This window comes from Aquibacillus kalidii, from assembly GCF_014280935.1.
GTDB classification, from domain to species: domain Bacteria; phylum Bacillota; class Bacilli; order Bacillales; family Amphibacillaceae; genus Aquibacillus_D; species Aquibacillus_D kalidii.
Genome location: NZ_JACLZI010000038.1, coordinates 1 through 16,435 on the forward strand (window position 1 = coordinate 1; position 16,435 = coordinate 16,435).

Consider the following 16,435-nt stretch of genomic DNA (forward strand, 5'->3'; position numbering starts at 1 on the left):
CTTTAAAAGATATATTCGGCCCGATGTTTGAAGCGATGTTAAAAGGTGAAATGAACCATCACTTGGGGTATGAATCCAATGATAAAGGAGAAAAAGAAACGTCAAATAGACGAAATGGATACGGGAAAAAGTCGGTGAAAACAACAGCTGGAGAAGTGGAAATATCCGTTCCTAGAGATCGTGATGGGTCGTTTGAACCGTATTTAATACCAAAACGTCAAAAAGATGTTTCGGAAATGGAGAATAAGGTCATTTCTATGTATGCGAGGGGAATGTCGCAGCGAGATATTTCCGCCACCGTTGAGGACATTTATGGTTTTTCTGTATCCCATGAAATGATTTCAGATATTACAGATGCAGTTCTACCTGAACTGGAAGAGTGGCAGACACGCCCATTAAGCAACTGCTACGCTTTCCTATTTGTCGACTGTATGTACACAACGATTAGGAATCAATATGAGACAAAGAAATATGCAGTCTACACCATTTTAGGTTATACGATAGATGGAAAGAAGGATATTCTAGGTCTGTGGCTGAATGAAACAGAAAGTAAGCATAAATGGATGCAGATATTTGATGAGTTAAAAGCTAGAGGGATTGAAGATATTTTCTTTATTTCTATGGATGGCGTAAGTGGCTTAGAAGAAGGAGCCCGTGCCATATTTCCTGACGTTACCGTTCAAAGATGCATCGTTCATTTAATTCGAAACGCTATTAAATATGTCCCAAGCAAAGATTATAAAGCATTTACAGCTTCTTTGAAGAAAGTCTATGGAGCTCAAAGTTTAAAAGCATGCCAAAGTGCATTTGAAGCCTTTAAACAGCAGTGGTCTGCTTATCCAGGTGCCATTGATGTGTGGATAAGGAACTTTCACCATGTCGAGCAGCTCTATGATTATGGTAGTGCCATTCGTAAGATTATGTACACCACTAACGCCGTAGAAAGCATCCATTCCAGCTTCAGAAAAGTCACAAAAAAAGGAGCATTCCCCAACGAGAACGCTCTACTGAAAGTCTTATTTTTACGTACAAAAGAACTGGAGAAAAAGTGGAACGGTGGCCACATTCAAAACTGGTCCATGGTCATGAATCAACTACTCATCCATGATAAATTGGAGAGTAGGGTTTTAAAATATATTTAAAACTTACACACTTTTCTTGACAAGCCCGGTTATCCACATTTAGCAGATTTTATAAATTCCTAAACTATAAAAAAACAAAACAGATACATGGTAAAAGTACCTGTTTTGTTTCGAAACCATTCTATATTACACTCTTATCGCTTTTATCCGAAAATTTAAGGAGTCTTCATATTGTTTTATAGGAAGTTCCACCGTCTCGTTTAAAATTAAGTCAAGACGTTCTTCAAACTTCTTTAACCTTATATCCCATAGATTTTTATCCACTTGATACCTTTTCTTACATACCTTATTGAGCAGAAAAGCAGATGGTAAACATACAAAATTAGTATCGTTATCCATACACAAAATAAGCCCGTGATAGTTTCTTTGTTTAAACTGTTCTGCTAGGGCGGTTGTCAATTGATACGAATAGGACGTAAAATTGTTTTCTATTTCCTTTCCGTGTGTCGGCTCTAATACTTTAACAACCTTTTCGTCATCTATCTTGAATAATGAATCCTCTTCTTTGATCTTCTCGTATTTTTTTACCAAACCTCGTGCTTTTAGATGATTAAAAAGTTCATCATTTGAGGGGTTATTAGTTAGCTTGATAGATTGGAAAGCGCTCTGCACTTCTCTCAATTGCTCTATAAGTGAGCAGTTTTTATCTTGAATTTTAATAATTTCTTCTAAATAGGTGCTGTTGAATTCTACTATATTAGGATGTGCCCAGTACTGCTTATGAATTATTTCTGCCTCTTTCTCTGTTAATTCCTTATTGAACATGATGCCTTTGGTTGGACCAGTACTACCGAAGTTTAAAGGGCCCATAAGTATTTTTTTCTTGTCGATCAAGCAAAGATTTGCTTGTATAGATTGTAACAGCTTGACATGAAACCCGATTTGACTTATTTTCTTGAGATCTTTTAGATCGGATAAACCAGTAAGATATTCCATTCCTGGTGTTTTAGTTAAATAATTTAATTCCAAATTTCTAGCCTTTACCCCATTTAATAATCTCTCAACTCCGTCCAAGTTATTTAGAAACGGAGAAATAATTAGAATAGATGAAGTTGCCTTTTCAAATTCCTCCTTGATAAACTGTTCCAAATTGGTCCGAATTAGCTCCATATTAATCCTTCCTTTAATCCTTATACTCCTTATTTAATCGGTGTTAGCTTTCCCTAGCTATTTTTTTTTATCACAATGAAACTTGCCCATAAAAAAGCCAGTACTAAACATGTAGCACTGGCTCCTTTCCTTACTTTTCATCTACTATTTCTTTCAAAATTTCATAAGAACGCTTTTGCTTATTCGGATCGTAAATATAAGAAACAGCCATAATTTCATCTACATTATACTTTTCTTGGAAGCTTTCCAATTGCTTTTTGACTGTATCTTTACTCCCCATCAAAGTTACACTAGACATCGATTGAGCTACTTCTTTTTCTGATGGATTCCAAATTTCGTCCATATCTTTAACAGGAGGACTTAATGGTGTTCTTGATCCTCTCACTACATTTAAGAAAAATTGTTGCATAGTTGTCGATTCAAATTTCGCTTCTTCATCTGTCTCTGCTGCTATTACATTTAAACAAACCATCATATACGGTGAATCCAAATATTGTGATGGTTGGAACTGACTACGATAGATCGAAATTGCTTCTTCCATATATCTAGGTGCGAAGTGGGAAGCAAATACATACGGTAATCCTAATTTTGCAGCTAAATGCGCGGAATCTGTTGATGACCCTAGAATATAAAGTGGGATGTTCGTATCAACCCCTGGATGTGCTTTTACGTAATCTTGTTGTTCTTCTGGACCGAAATAAGTCAATAGTGATTGAACATCATTCGGAAACGTATATACAGTGTCATTTTTAGATCTACGCAACGCATTCGCTGTCATCATATCCGTACCAGGAGCTCGTCCCAGTCCCAAGTCTACTCTATCAGGATAAATAGTAGCCATTGTCCCAAATTGCTCCGCTACTACTAATGGAGCATGATTTGGAAGCATTACCCCACCAGAACCAACCCGAATGCGGTCAGTGTGTTCTAATGTATGTTTTATTAATATAGAGGTAGCTGAACTAACCAACGTTGGGGTATTATGATGTTCTGCTATCCAATAACGTGTATATCCCATTTGCTCTGTACTTTGAGCTAAATCAACCATAGAATCAATTGCTTGTTTAGCACCTTCTCCTTGTCGTATCGGTGCCAAATTTAAAACGGAAACAGGTATATTTATATTTGTCATGTGTACTATCCCTTCTAGTTAGCAAGTTTAGCTCTATAGTAACAAATTAAAAACTCGGATATATAGTATTTTGCTCGCAATAAACATTATTCCATTTTTTAACCTCAAAAAAATAGATGGATACATGTTAGAATGGATTTTATGGGTAAGATAAAGGCACTAAGGAGAGAACTAAACGATGTTTGCCAAAATTAAAAACTTAAAAAATTTAGACCTTATATTTAATAGTATATCTGACATGGTTTTTTTAATGGAGATTAATGATAAAGGCTACCTACAATTTGCAACAGCCAACAAGAACGCAACAGATTCACTTCATTTACCAAAAGGATTTGAAGGAAAAACTGTGGAAGAGCTCATGCCAACCTTATCAGCAGAAAATTTCCATTCCAAATACAAAGAAGCTATAGAATCCAAAGAGGTCATCATCTACGAAGAAAAAATGGAATTTCCAGTTGCTAGTAACTTAACTGAGAAGCGCTTAGGTTGGGTTGAATTTAAGATTACACCGGTTTTTAATGATAACGATGAGTCCGAGTACCTAATCGTAGTCTTAAGTGAAATAACAGACAGGAAAGCGAAAGAACAAGAATTAAAACAGTTAAAGGAACAATTTGAACTTATCTATAATCATGCTGGCGATCCTATCTTCACGTTTGACTCTAACGGGAAGTATATTAGCGTTAATCCTAGTTTTACAGAACTATTTGGTTGGACCGAAGAAGAACTAATGTCAAACAGAAATAAAAGTATTCTTCCAATCACAAATAAAAGTGAATTCGCTGAAATATTATCACAATTACAAAGAGGAGAAGTTATTAAAAATCATTATGCAGAGAGAATGACTAGAACAGGGGAAATTATCCATGTCCTATCATCCTACACACCTATTATGAAGGAAGGTAAATTTACTCGTTGTATTGCAGTTTATAAAGATATCACACACATTGACCAGTTAAGAGAAGCGTTACGGGAAAGTGAAAGTAAATACCGAATTATAGTAGAAAACTCGAATGACTTAATCCGTATTATTAACAAAGAAGGGCAAATTGAATATGCGTCCCCATCCCATTACTCCATTTTAGGTCTAGATCCAAGTTTCTTTATTGGTAAATCATATCTCTCGTTCGTACATCGGGAAGATATGGCTAGATTACACTATTTTGTAGAGAAAATGTATGATACCGATAAGCTAGTCGATGGAATTGAATATCGCCGGCTTAATAAAAATGGAGAGATTATCTGGGTTCATACGAGAGGTGGTGTCATACAGAATGCAAAAGGAGAAGTTGACAAGCTCATTTTTGTTTCTAGAGAGATTTCTGATATAAAGGAAAGAGAAACAGAATTACGAACGATGGCGTTATATGATGAATTGACAGGATTGCCTACCCGTACCCTTTTTAATGAAAATTTAGATGTAGCAATGAATATAACAAAACGGAGCGGAAAAATAACAGCCCTTTTATTATTAGACTGTGATAATTTCAAAGGTATCAATGATACTTATGGTCATGATGTTGGGGACGAAGTAATTAAACAATTTGCAAATAGAATTCAACTGTCCGTCCGTACGATCGATACAGTTTCCAGAATGGGTGGCGATGAATTTCAGGTTGTATTACCTGACCTTCAAGGAGAGGCAGATGCCATAAATATTTGCCAAACAATAGTCAACAGGATGGCTGATCCTATCGTATTTGGTGAACATACTATTTCGATATCGACAAGTATTGGGATTTCTTACTATCTCGGTAAAGATAAAACAAAGGAACAAATTGTAAAAGAAGCGGACAAGGCTTTATATGTTTCAAAGGAAAAGGGTAAAAACACCTATTCAGAATATACCGAAGAAGAAACAAAACCGAAGAAAATTAAAATTTTTAACCGTTTATTCAAAAAGGAATAGCATGATGGTGGTCCAACAATAGTGTCTGGGAAAGTCTATTTTAAGGACCACCACTATCATTTATATCATTTTCTTAATGTCCGCTCTGATTGAATCAATTAGCTCATCAGATAAATCAACTGGAATAGAGTGATGATTTTTGAAAGCCCACGTATTGATTACTTCAAGGTCAGATTTATTATAGGAAATGCTGATCATTTTGTCCTTAATCTTAATATCAGCAGTTACCGTTTCTTCCCGTCGGAACCCTTCATCAATAATAACATTTTCTATTTTATATGATTTCACATGATTACTCCTTTAAATTAGAATATACTATTATGTTCTTCCTTCTCCTATAGATTATTCCCTACCGGTTACATATATTGAACAAAAGTCCATATCCTAAACTTATATAGGAGGTGTACACTTATGGGAAATAAGAAAAAAAATCAAACTGCTGAAAATATAAAAGAAACTGCTGGAGCAGCCTTTCACAATGTCCATAGCGCCCTTGAAACGACAGAAAATGCTGCGATGGAAGCAGTCGATGTGACTGCAGAGGCTGTAGAGGAAATCACAAACGATTCAAAGAAGAATCGTAATAATAAATAAACGTTTTATAACGGCTATTGGATCAATAGCCGTTATTTATTACATATGGATTGAATCCAATATTTGATGGTAAGCATTATTTGTTAAAACTGGATCTGGATCCTGACCTTTTTTCTTTGGCACATCGAAGTTAGATAAGACAAAGTGGAATGTTGGTTCTACCCCATGTCTAGCCAAGGAATATTTACAACAAGATAACTTACATCCATCAATTGCTATGATTTCTCTTCCAGACTTTGCTGTTCGAACAAGTGACTTCACATCCCCACCTACACCCGCAATACAGGACATTTCAGCTACATTCTCTCGATCCATCTTTATTGCAATGGTATTAGCCGTTTGTGCAGCTGAGGAACAACCAGAACAGGAATAAACAATCGACATAGCTTTTTTTTTCATAGAAAAACCCTTTCTGTTTTAAAATTCAGAATAAATAGATTACGATAATATTACTTTAAATCATTTCCACCCCCATAATAGTGAAGAATATCACTTTGTTCTTTAATTTTATTGGTTCAACCGAGAAAACTGTAAAAAACACTTGCTAAACCACCTCTACCTAAGTGTATAATGAACCTACAGACAGCCGTATCGGCGGGGTGAAATCATTGAATAAAACAGAGAATAAATACGACAATCACATATACAAAGATTTAGAAGATGAGAAAATAGTTAATTTGGTTCATTGTGGAGATAGTGAAGCACTTGATTTTTTAATTCATAAATATCGCCAATTTGTTCATGCTAAAGCTCGTTCATATTTTCTAATTGGAGCAGACCGTGAGGATATCATCCAAGAAGGTATGATTGGCCTTTTCAAAGCGATTAGGGATTACAAAAAAGATAAACTAAATTCTTTTAGATCCTTTGCAGAACTTTGTATTACGAGACAAATTATTACCGCTATTAAAACAGCTACTCGACAAAAACATATCCCTCTAAATTCTTATGTGTCTTTAGATAAGCCTGTTTTTGAAGATGAATCAGACCGTACACTAATGGATTTAATATTAGGAACTAATGCTTCGGATCCAGAAGAGCTAATTATAAAACAAGAAGAATTTAATAACTTTGAAACAAAGATGTCTGAATTACTGAGTGATCTTGAGCGTGAAGTACTTGCCCTTTATTTAGAGGGACAATCCTATAAGGAAATATCGTTAAAATTAAATAGTCATGTCAAAGCCATCGATAATGCGCTAACTCGCGTAAAAAGAAAATTAGAAAAATATGCTGAGCTAGGACAATCTGCTTTAAATGAAAGTTCTAGTAATTCTTATAAGATGAGATCGTTAAAATCATTAAAATCGAAATAGGTGCAACAAAACACTTCCTATTTATACCTTGCCAACATAAAGAGAAGCTACTAATCGATAAAGACTAGTAGCTTCTCTTTTTTCTAATATAATTTTCTAAGATGGGGAAATTACTTATCCTTTTTCGGTGGTTCTTCATTTATGATACTAACACCGTAAACACCACCTGCTGCTTTTCCTTCTTCTGATTTAAAAGTCAACTCTACCTTTTGCTTACCTTGCGTTAATTCTAAAGGTATTTTATAGCTGACATCAAATAGTCCGCCTGGCTTGTTTGCACGTAACGATTGCCTTGCAATTTCTTGATTATCAATCAAGATAGCAAAATCTCGTTCATACGCCTTTCCGTCAACGTGTAGTGTAGTATCACTGCCGTAATAGGAAACTAGTAAATACATTTGACGGTCTGGCTGTACCATCATTTCATAACTGAAATACCCATCTCCACGACTGTCGCGCCAACCCTTTTGCACAACATTTAAATAACCTGATGTAGAATTCTTTGATTTAATACGATGATCTACCTCAGGTTGCTGTTCATTAGGACTTACTTCGTCAACAGTAATTCTTCTTTTACGCTCCAATTCTTCCTTTTCATAATCAACAAAACTCGCAAATTCTTGTTTATTCATTATTTTCCAATATAAAGTATAGCGTTGGTGATGAAGTTCATAAAATGGGATCAGTTTTACTTTTACATTACCAGGTTGTCCAACTGCTTCTGTTTCAAAGGTCAAATTTTCTCCTTGAACAGGATGAATCCAAGCATTGAGATCCGTTTCATCTGTAACAAGTGTAGGAACATCAATTAACTCATGATTATTCAAGGCTTGATGATCCGCTAAAATATCTGTTTCAGGAAAGTTCTCCCTACCTAATGCACCTGCAAGTACAACTGGTCCATACATAATCGCTTGCTTTTTGACATCATCTTTAGCAACATAGGAATACAATTTCATTGGTAAAGTAATCTCAATCCGGTCGTTCGTTGTCCACTCTTTTTCAACTGTAACGTAATCTTTATCACTAACTACCGCAACCTCTTCCCCATTCACCTTTACCTGTATCTTACCGTCGATCCAATTTGGAATGCGGATCTTAACTGGCATAGTGACGTGATTTGCTTGTTTGAAGGTTAGTACAGTTCGATTGGTCTCCGGAAAGGTTGTTTCTTGAAGTATCTCCATTTGTTGATCTTCTATCTTGATTCTTGATGCCACAAATAAGTTGACATGTAAGCCTCCACCTTGGAGCGAGTATATACTTCTCGTATAACGTGCAGGATTTTCCATGCCAGTCCCGGTACAACACCAGAAAGAATCATCAGGTGAACAATACACTTTGAAATGTCCTGGTTGAGTAGATACAAAATATGTTTTCATTCCCGAATCAGGATCTTGAGACGCAAGTATATGGTTATATAATGCTCGTTCATAGTAGTCCATATAAACGGATTTCTGTTCCCAATTAAATAAGTGTTCCGTAAGTTTAAGCATATTGTAGGTGTTGCATGTTTCCGTCGTCAAAATACCAAGTTCCTCCGCATTTTCTGGGCCAAAATGCTCCCCGATACTATTCCCACCGATTACATAAGAACGGTAATTCGTCACTTGATTCCAGAAAAATTCAGCCATATCACGATATCTTTGCTCACCAGTAATATCATATAGCTTAGCAGCACCAATAACTTTTGGTATCTGCGTGTTGGCATGCTTCCCTTCTAAATCATCTTCTCCCTTAGCCAATGGTTCTAAAATGGCTTGATGGCAAAATCGCTTTGCCAAAATAAGATACTTTTCTTCACCTGTAATGAGGTACATATCAGCCATTGCTTCATTCATTCCACCGTGCTCACAAGTTAACATCTTTTGAAACTGTTGATCTGAAAGCTTAGATAGGCCGGTATGTGCCCACTCCGACAACTTAGTAACAATTTCAAGAGCCTTGTTCATCCCTAGAATTTGATAGACATCTATTAAACCTGCGAAAATTTTATGTAGGCTATACCATGGTACCCACGAACCTCCCAAGCTAAAATTATCCACACGAAATTCACCAGTAAACACTTCATCAAAGCAGTCTCTAGGAAAACCACTTACATATCCGGTTCCATCAAGACTTTGTATTAATTCTAATTCATTAATCGCATATTCTAGTTTTTTATTTAAGGCTTCATCACCAGTTACCTCGTACATGGTCGCAACAGCTGATAGCCAGTGACCTATGGAATGACCCGCAATTCCCATCGATTCCCAACCACCATAACGGGGCTTTCTTGCTTTTTGATGAACAGCCTCATAACATGGCGCTACTAAGCGATCGACATCTAAGTACAATAAATATTCTTTTCCTTTTTCTTGTGATTTTCTAAAAATACCATCCAGTAATTTTACATCCATTAGAAGAACCTCCTCTATGCTCTTTATTATTTTCTGTAATACCCTAAAAAGTTTTCCCTATTAGTCTGATCATACCTCAAATATATCTATTTAATCTTATTATGAATACTTTAATGATGAATTGGAATTCCATAATATTAGAATACCTATCTTTTTTTTGGATTATATATTAGTATGAATAAAAAATATAAACGTTAGGTGGCCTTTTATATGAATCAAATCCAACTAAGTTCCTCTAGTCTTCCTTTGGTACGAGAATTAGGGTGTATGGTAGATGAAAAAGGAGAATTAAAGCATCCTAATCGTCTTATGGAAGATATAAACGTATTTATTTATGTAAAAAAAGGAATAATCAGCGTAATAGAAAAAGATCAGATATATGTTATAAAAGAAAAAACCTATCTTTTTCTTAGAAATAACATTCCTCATTCGGGATATGAATTCTATGAACCAGGTACTGAATGGTATTACATCCATTTCTACGATACAAGCGATGCTAAATCCAGCAAGGAGGAATATTCTCCATTTCAGCAAGCAACAATTATCCTAGATCAAGTGTATAACTCTTCCGTAACAATGCCCAAACAAGGGAAGTTATCTCAACCAGATTATGTTGAATTACAATTAAATAAATTATTACAAATATACGTTTCATCTAGTGCCGTACGTCCTCTTCAGCTTTCAGCAATGACTTATTCTTTGTTTATCGAACTTTATAACGACCATGTTAATGTAAATCAAAACAATAAACAGCATCACATCATCAAACAGATGATTGAATTACTTAAGCGTAACCCACGATACAAATTATCAGGAGCTGAGATTTCAGAAATTATAGGAATGAATTATACTTACCTATCCCACCTCTTTAAAGAGCAAACCGGGAAAAATGTCTCCCAATTTCAAAATGATCTACTAATCGAGGAGGCTATTAGATTATTTAAGGAAAAAGGTTGGAATGTAACAGAGGTAAGTAATTATTTAGGTTTTTCAAATCCATTTTATTTTAGTAGGGTTTTTAAGAAGGTCACAGGCATTCCCCCATCAGTCTATTTAAACCAAAGCTATCTTCTATAGGTTCGTTAATACGCCTAAAAATAAATAGATAAAATCACCCAATAGAAAGGAAATGATAGGCTTTTGCAGAATAGTAGTTAGTAGAACTTTAATGAAGGGGTTGTTGCTACTTGAGTTATTTACCGAGCGAAACGAGATACAATTCGATTCCTTACAATCGTTGTGGAAAATCTGGTGTTATGCTTCCAGCAATATCACTTGGATTATGGAACAATTTTGGAGGAGAAGATGCAATAGAGAATCAACGTAACATGCTTAGACGAGCATTTGATCTAGGAATTACTCATTTTGACCTTGCTAATAATTATGGTCCTCCTCCCGGGTCGGCAGAAGAAAACTTCGGTCAAATTCTAGAAAAAGATTTTAGGAGCTATCGTGATGAGTTAATTATTTCTACAAAAGCGGGCTTTAAGATGTGGGATGGCCCATATGGGGATTGGGGATCTAAGAAGTACTTGATCTCGAGCTTAGATCAAAGCTTAAAACGGATGAATTTAGACTATGTTGATATCTTTTATCATCACCGACCAGATCCAGACACACCGTTAGAGGAGACAATGGGAGCACTAGACCAAATCGTCCGTCAAGGGAAAGCATTATATGTTGGAATTTCTAATTACAACGCAGAAGAAACCAAGCGCGCTATTTCAATCCTGAAGGAACAAGGAACACCTTTTATCATACATCAAGCTGCATATTCCATGTTAAACCGGTGGGTAGAAGATGGATTGACTGATGTTTTAGAGCGTGAGGGTGCTGGTTGTATTGCGTTCGTACCACTTGCTCAAGGGCTGCTAACCAATAAATACTTAACAGGAATCCCAAGTGATTCAAGAGCTGCAAAAGAACATATCCCTTTCTTAAATGAGAAAGATATTTCTAATGATGTGCTGCAAAAAGTAAAACAACTAAATGAAATCGCACAACAGCGTGAACAATCACTCGCGCAAATGGCTCTTGTTTGGGTACTACAAGAAAAATCAGTTGTTTCTGCTCTTATTGGAGCAAGTAAAGTTAGTCAAATTGAAGAAAATGTTAAGGCACTGGAAAATCCGCAGTTTAGTAAAAATGAAATAGAAACGATTAATGCCATACTGAAATAATGAGCAGCCCCTCATGTTACCAAAACTAAAGGGGCTGCTCATTTATCTTAATAATGTTCGTATGCGTTATCTTTGTTCCAATCTTGCAATTCGATCATCTAAGTCTGGATGCGTTGAAAAGAGAGAAACTAGTCCACCTTTTCCGTTTATCTTCATTGTTTGAATAGCTGAATCGTCCGTACGATCATCCACTCGAGCACGGTCAGTGTAGGCTTTTAATGAACGTAATGCGTGTGCCATTTTGTCACGTCCGGCCAAATCAGCCCCACCACGATCGGCATGGTACTCACGGTGACGAGAATAAGCACTAACTACTAAGCTACCTAGAATAGAGAACAAAATTTGGAATACAATGATGGATATAAATTGAACAACTACTTGTAAATCCTCGCGTACAAAACGCGATACAATAATCGCAACAATTCTCGAGAAGAATACCACAAATGTGTTGACAATCCCTTGCAACAACGTCATGGTAACCATATCCCCATTCGCTACGTGCGCTACCTCATGAGCTATAACTCCTTCTATAGCATCATCATCCATTGTTTGCAATAAACCTGTTGAAACTGCTACAAGCGATCGCTTCTTAGAAGGACCAGTAGCAAAAGCGTTTACCTCGTGTGATTGATAAATCCCCACTTGTGGCATATGAACCAATCCTGCAGCACGAGCTAAGCGATGAACTTTTTCGACAACTGCTTGCTCTTGTTCATTCAAAGAACTGTTTGGATCCAAAACTTTGACCTTCATCATCATTTTCGCCATCCAACGGGACATAGCAAGCGAAATAAAAGATCCAGCAAAACCAACGACTAAACTAAATACCATTAAAGATACATAATCAATACCTAGTCCAGGTCCACCGGTTTGAAATGACCCATTAATGCCAGTTAAAGATGTGATTAAAGACCAGACAATCACAATTGTTGTCATAACTAAAATGTTAGTTAAGATCAGATAAAATAATCTTTTTCCCATTTAAAAACCTCCACTATTTTATTATTATTGCATGGTCAGCTAATTGTCTTTATCTACCTATTATTCACATTCTCCTCCTTCACATCAAAAAAACCTTTACCAGTTTTGGTAAAGGTTAATTAAATATATATTTATCCCTTTACCGTATGGCAAAGGTCTCGCAAACAACAAAATGTTGCCAGTTAGGCCGGTGACTGACATCACGTAATGACGACATAACTGTTAGCTACTCCCCTTTGGAGTTATAATTTTCTCACAGTTTTTAAACTTTTTAACTGTATATATATAATATTATAGCTTGTTAGCATAGTCAATATACTTGTTTACATCCTCTTTCGAAAGCTTTTAGACGTTAAGAGAATGATTAGTGCTTATATAAAGCGCTTTTATAACAATTCGATTATGGTTATATTAATAAGAAGAAATCTCTATTCGTGAAACAATCTGTGAAACAAGATTATTCGGGTGGTGACAGGCACTTTTGAGTCTATTTAAAATTGGTTTTCTATTGATGAGGTCAATTGCAGTTATTGCGTCTAGTGTTACAACGATCGTATCTACTTTTTTACCGTTGATTTTATATTATACTTTGCCAAAGAGTTTGCTATTTTCTATATTTGGTCTATTGCTACTCGGGGCAGTTATTATTCATGGTGTTCTTACTCATTTATTAAATGACTACGCAGATAATAAGTCAGGAACAGACTTGTATAGCCCAGCTATTCTTTCCGGTGGAAGTCGTATTATTCAAACCGGATTGGTAAAATCAGAAGCATTGTGGCTTTTTGGGAAATGCCTAATTATTTCTCTGGTGATAATTACGGTGGGGCTTATTATTGTTGGTTTTTTAAAACTTGCCTTTTTATTAGCCATCGGACTTTGGGGTGCCATTTCCTATTCTCTCCCTCCCTTGAGATTTAGCTACCGTCCTTTAACTGGAGAATGGCTGTCCACTTTCCCTTCCATTCTCGTCCTTGGTTTAGCCGGACCTTGGCTTGCTTTAGATTCTATTCCTGAATGGGCTTGGCAGAATGCAATCATTAATGGCTTATTTTGCATATCTTGGGTTATGGTTCACCATATCCCTGATCGTGATGCCGATAAACAAGCACTACCAACAAAACAAACGACTGTTGTCTGGTCCATCGAGAGCTTTGGTACTAATTTTTGCCGACTGCCCGCCTTATTTTATTTTGCTTTAACAGCATTATGTGCGTTTTGGTTAGGGGTGGATCGATTTTGGGCAATGATCGGACTGATTATTTTAGTTGGTACCTCTATTTTACTAATAATGACTATGAATATAGAGGATCACCACAAAGTTTCATCACATGAAAAAATCCTTCTACTTTTAGCTATGATCAATGGAGTTTGGCTTGGGATATTCATATAATCTTTATTTTTTATGATACATTGATTTAAATCACAACAAAAGTTTCTATTTCCTTTATGATGAAGTTAAATATTATCATAAATGGAGGATGTCAATGGATCGTCTATATCATGTTTTAGTTTTCATCCATATATTTTCAGCTATATTAGGGATGGGACCAGGCTTTATTTTAACAATCATTCCCAAAACGGCTACCAACCTAATTGAGTTAAGACACTCGTACACTATCAGGCATCGATTACACATATTTGTTATGATCGGCGGAACATTACTCTTAATTTCTGGCTTGCTAATGGGAGCAATCCGACCGTATTTATTTCAAATGGGTTGGTATGTCACTAGTCTAGCCTTATTCCTAGTAGCTCTTGCTATGGGTCCTACAATACTAAAAAAGTATTCCACCCCAATCAAACAACTGTTAGCATCAGCTACTGGTGAAAAAATACCAGAGGAATATTATCGGCTATCGAAATTACTATATGGCGCGGAACACTTGGAGAACTTCATTTTTATTATCATTATTACGTTAATGATCTTAAAACCTTTTTAAAATTATTTACTTAATAGGTTATTAATAATAGGATAAGAATTGTACATGGGTTTATCTTTGATTGAGTATCTTTGCAGCAGAAATCACGTCGCACTAGATAATATACATTATAGGTATACGATAAAACAACAATAATTACACAATGAACTCTTGATTTTAATACTTAAGCATACTGTACACTTAAGCTTAAATTTAGTTAAAATGGATCGATTATATTACTAGATATAATTGATCCATTTTGCTATTTCACCTGAATCCCTATATTAGACAATTACCACCTAGTATTGATAAATTTAGGAAGAATAATAGATTTTTCAAATTGAGAGGATTGATAAATGTGAAATATAGTTACATCTCGCATCTCTATTGCCCTAAGTGCGCTGCAACATATGACCACAACCAGGTTAATCAACTATGTGAATGTGGATCCCCATTATTAGTTGATTATAATTTGAAAGAACTTTCCCAACATTTATCGAAAGAAGACATTATCAACCGAACTTCAGACCTATGGCGTTATCACGAGCTTTTACCTGTTCAAAAAAAGGAAAATGTTATTACATTAGGAGAAGGAATGACCCCCCTTTTGCAAATGCAAAGGATAGGGAGAGATATGGATATTCCAAACTTATTAATGAAAGATGAAGGTATTATCCCAACAGGCTCTTTTAAAGCACGTGGCGCTGCAGTAGGTGTATCGAAGGCTAAAGAATTGGGTGTTGAGGATTTAGCTATGCCTACCAATGGTAACGCCGGTGCAGCCTGGGGCTTGTATTCTACTAGAGCAGGAATTAGATCAACGATCGTTATGCCTGAGGACGCACCGAAGATTACAAGAAATGAAGTAGCTATTTCAGGGGCCAACCTTTATATTATTAATGGATTAATTAGTGATGCTGGAAAGGTTGTTTCGGAAGCAGTTAAGGAACGCAACCTGTTTGATGCTTCAACGCTAAAAGAACCATATCGTATTGAAGGCAAAAAAACAATGGGTCTTGAAATTGCGGAACAGCTTAATTGGAAAATGCCAGACGTAATCCTATATCCTACTGGTGGAGGTGTTGGAATCATAGGTATATATAAAGCATTAACAGAACTGAAAGAACTCGGATGGATGGATGAAGACTTACCTAGATTGGTTGCTGTTCAAGCCGAAGATTGTGCACCGATTGTGAAGGCATGGCAAGAAAGAAAAGAGGAATCTGAATTCTGGAAGAACTCTTCTACCGTCGCTTTTGGTATTAACGTCCCAAAAGCAATTGGTGACTTTTTGGTTTTAGATGCACTTTATAAAACAGATGGCTGCGCAATTGCTATAGATGATGAGGCCATTCTACATGAACAAGAAAAAATTGCATCACTGGAAGGTGCTTTTGTTTGTCCGGAAGGGGCAGCTACCTTCGTAGCCGCACGCCGTCTACGTAAAAGTGGATGGATCAAAGAGCATGAAGTAGTAGTAGCATTGAATACAGGTATGGGTATTAAATATCCAGACACCGTATCTGTTAATGTCCCTACAATCGAAATAGGAGATAAAATCTAATATAAATAATAGCCAAATAATAGATATATTAGCCCTATTATTTGGCTAACTTAATCCAATATTGAAAAAAATGCATCCATAATATCCCCCATACCTTTTTGCTAAATGATCCCCCTATTTCAAACACACCTAGTATTTTGCTTAGATACAAAGCCCTTTCACCCAATTTCCTAGAAAAAAATAGTG

At 36.0% G+C, this 16,435-nt stretch carries 15 protein-coding genes; 9 read left to right on the top strand and 6 right to left on the bottom strand.

Going from position 1 to position 16,435, the window contains the following annotated elements:
• Positions 1-1,142 (top strand): IS256 family transposase (locus H7K77_RS10780; protein WP_186577711.1); only part of this gene is annotated, 1,142 nt, incomplete at its 5' end.
• A gap of 126 nt (positions 1,143-1,268) precedes the next feature.
• Here H7K77_RS10780 and H7K77_RS10785 read toward each other — a convergent pair.
• Both H7K77_RS10785 and H7K77_RS10790 read right to left on the bottom strand, forming a co-directional pair.
• Entirely contained in the window at positions 1,269-2,252 is a 984-nt protein-coding gene (locus H7K77_RS10785) for a phospholipase D-like domain-containing protein (RefSeq protein ID WP_186577854.1), read from the bottom strand.
• Between the two features lie 130 nt (positions 2,253-2,382).
• A complete protein-coding gene (locus tag H7K77_RS10790; RefSeq protein ID WP_186577855.1) occupies positions 2,383-3,384 on the bottom strand; it encodes an LLM class flavin-dependent oxidoreductase in 1,002 nt (333 codons plus the stop codon).
• A 178-nt stretch (positions 3,385-3,562) separates the two neighbouring features.
• On the opposite strand from H7K77_RS10790, the gene H7K77_RS10795 reads away from it, so the two are divergent.
• On the top strand, positions 3,563-5,293 hold the full coding sequence (locus H7K77_RS10795) for a sensor domain-containing protein (protein ID WP_186577856.1): 1,731 nt from the start codon (positions 3,563-3,565) through the stop codon (positions 5,291-5,293).
• Between the two features lie 60 nt (positions 5,294-5,353).
• Here H7K77_RS10795 and H7K77_RS10800 read toward each other — a convergent pair whose 3' ends face one another.
• Positions 5,354-5,581 carry a hypothetical protein gene (locus H7K77_RS10800; RefSeq protein WP_186577857.1) on the bottom strand — a complete coding sequence of 76 codons (228 nt, stop codon included), beginning with the start codon at positions 5,579-5,581 and terminating at the stop codon, positions 5,354-5,356.
• Between the two features lie 123 nt (positions 5,582-5,704).
• Here H7K77_RS10800 and H7K77_RS10805 point away from each other — a divergent pair, with 123 nt between their 5' ends.
• Positions 5,705-5,887 carry a hypothetical protein gene (locus H7K77_RS10805; RefSeq protein ID WP_186577858.1) on the top strand — a complete coding sequence of 61 codons (183 nt, stop codon included), beginning with the start codon at positions 5,705-5,707 and terminating at the stop codon, positions 5,885-5,887.
• A gap of 39 nt (positions 5,888-5,926) precedes the next feature.
• Here H7K77_RS10805 and H7K77_RS10810 read toward each other — a convergent pair whose 3' ends face one another.
• Complete coding sequence (locus tag H7K77_RS10810) at positions 5,927-6,286, bottom strand: putative zinc-binding protein (RefSeq protein ID WP_186577859.1); 360 nt, start codon at positions 6,284-6,286, stop codon at positions 5,927-5,929.
• 209 nt (positions 6,287-6,495) lie between these two features.
• Between H7K77_RS10810 and sigH the strand changes: the two genes are divergently transcribed.
• Positions 6,496-7,203, top strand: a complete 708-nt coding sequence (gene sigH, locus H7K77_RS10815; protein ID WP_186577860.1) for an RNA polymerase sporulation sigma factor SigH — start codon at positions 6,496-6,498, stop codon at positions 7,201-7,203.
• 110 nt (positions 7,204-7,313) lie between these two features.
• On the opposite strand, the gene H7K77_RS10820 is transcribed toward sigH, so the two are convergent.
• Positions 7,314-9,602 (bottom strand): glycoside hydrolase family 127 protein, encoded by a 2,289-nt coding sequence (locus H7K77_RS10820; protein WP_186577861.1) that lies wholly within the window; start codon positions 9,600-9,602, stop codon positions 7,314-7,316.
• A gap of 210 nt (positions 9,603-9,812) precedes the next feature.
• Here H7K77_RS10820 and H7K77_RS10825 point away from each other — a divergent pair, with 210 nt between their 5' ends.
• Positions 9,813-10,679 (top strand): helix-turn-helix domain-containing protein, encoded by an 867-nt coding sequence (locus H7K77_RS10825; RefSeq protein ID WP_186577862.1) that lies wholly within the window; start codon positions 9,813-9,815, stop codon positions 10,677-10,679.
• A 110-nt stretch (positions 10,680-10,789) separates the two neighbouring features.
• Complete coding sequence (gene mgrA / locus H7K77_RS10830; protein ID WP_186577863.1) at positions 10,790-11,782, top strand: L-glyceraldehyde 3-phosphate reductase; 993 nt, start codon at positions 10,790-10,792, stop codon at positions 11,780-11,782.
• Positions 11,783-11,848: 66 nt separating this feature from the next.
• On the opposite strand, the gene htpX is transcribed toward mgrA, so the two are convergent.
• Entirely contained in the window at positions 11,849-12,763 is a 915-nt protein-coding gene (gene htpX, locus H7K77_RS10835; protein ID WP_186577864.1) for a protease HtpX, read from the bottom strand.
• Between the two features lie 481 nt (positions 12,764-13,244).
• Between htpX and H7K77_RS10840 the strand changes: the two genes are divergently transcribed.
• From H7K77_RS10840 to H7K77_RS10850, 3 genes are all read left to right on the top strand, one after another.
• Positions 13,245-14,156 carry a prenyltransferase gene (locus H7K77_RS10840; protein WP_235988909.1) on the top strand — a complete coding sequence of 304 codons (912 nt, stop codon included), beginning with the start codon at positions 13,245-13,247 and terminating at the stop codon, positions 14,154-14,156.
• 94 nt (positions 14,157-14,250) lie between these two features.
• Positions 14,251-14,706: a DUF2269 family protein gene (locus tag H7K77_RS10845; protein WP_186577865.1), complete on the top strand. Its 456-nt coding sequence runs from the start codon at positions 14,251-14,253 to the stop codon at positions 14,704-14,706.
• A gap of 337 nt (positions 14,707-15,043) precedes the next feature.
• Positions 15,044-16,249 carry a threonine synthase gene (locus H7K77_RS10850; protein WP_186577866.1) on the top strand — a complete coding sequence of 402 codons (1,206 nt, stop codon included), beginning with the start codon at positions 15,044-15,046 and terminating at the stop codon, positions 16,247-16,249.
• Positions 16,250-16,435 lie beyond the last annotated feature (186 nt).

Excerpts from the sequence above, each read along its gene's own strand:
- H7K77_RS10845 (WP_186577865.1), top strand. The coding sequence starts at position 14,251 with ATGGATCGTCTATATCATGTTTTAGTTTTCATCCATATATTTTCAGCT.
- H7K77_RS10790 (WP_186577855.1), bottom strand. The coding sequence starts at position 3,384 with ATGACAAATATAAATATACCTGTTTCCGTTTTAAATTTGGCACCGATA.
- H7K77_RS10795 (WP_186577856.1), top strand. The coding sequence starts at position 3,563 with ATGTTTGCCAAAATTAAAAACTTAAAAAATTTAGACCTTATATTTAAT.
- H7K77_RS10810 (WP_186577859.1), bottom strand. The coding sequence starts at position 6,286 with ATGAAAAAAAAAGCTATGTCGATTGTTTATTCCTGTTCTGGTTGTTCC.
- H7K77_RS10805 (WP_186577858.1), top strand. The coding sequence starts at position 5,705 with ATGGGAAATAAGAAAAAAAATCAAACTGCTGAAAATATAAAAGAAACT.
- H7K77_RS10825 (WP_186577862.1), top strand. The coding sequence starts at position 9,813 with ATGAATCAAATCCAACTAAGTTCCTCTAGTCTTCCTTTGGTACGAGAA.
- H7K77_RS10785 (WP_186577854.1), bottom strand. The coding sequence starts at position 2,252 with ATGGAGCTAATTCGGACCAATTTGGAACAGTTTATCAAGGAGGAATTT.
- H7K77_RS10820 (WP_186577861.1), bottom strand. The coding sequence starts at position 9,602 with ATGGATGTAAAATTACTGGATGGTATTTTTAGAAAATCACAAGAAAAA.
- htpX (WP_186577864.1), bottom strand. The coding sequence starts at position 12,763 with ATGGGAAAAAGATTATTTTATCTGATCTTAACTAACATTTTAGTTATG.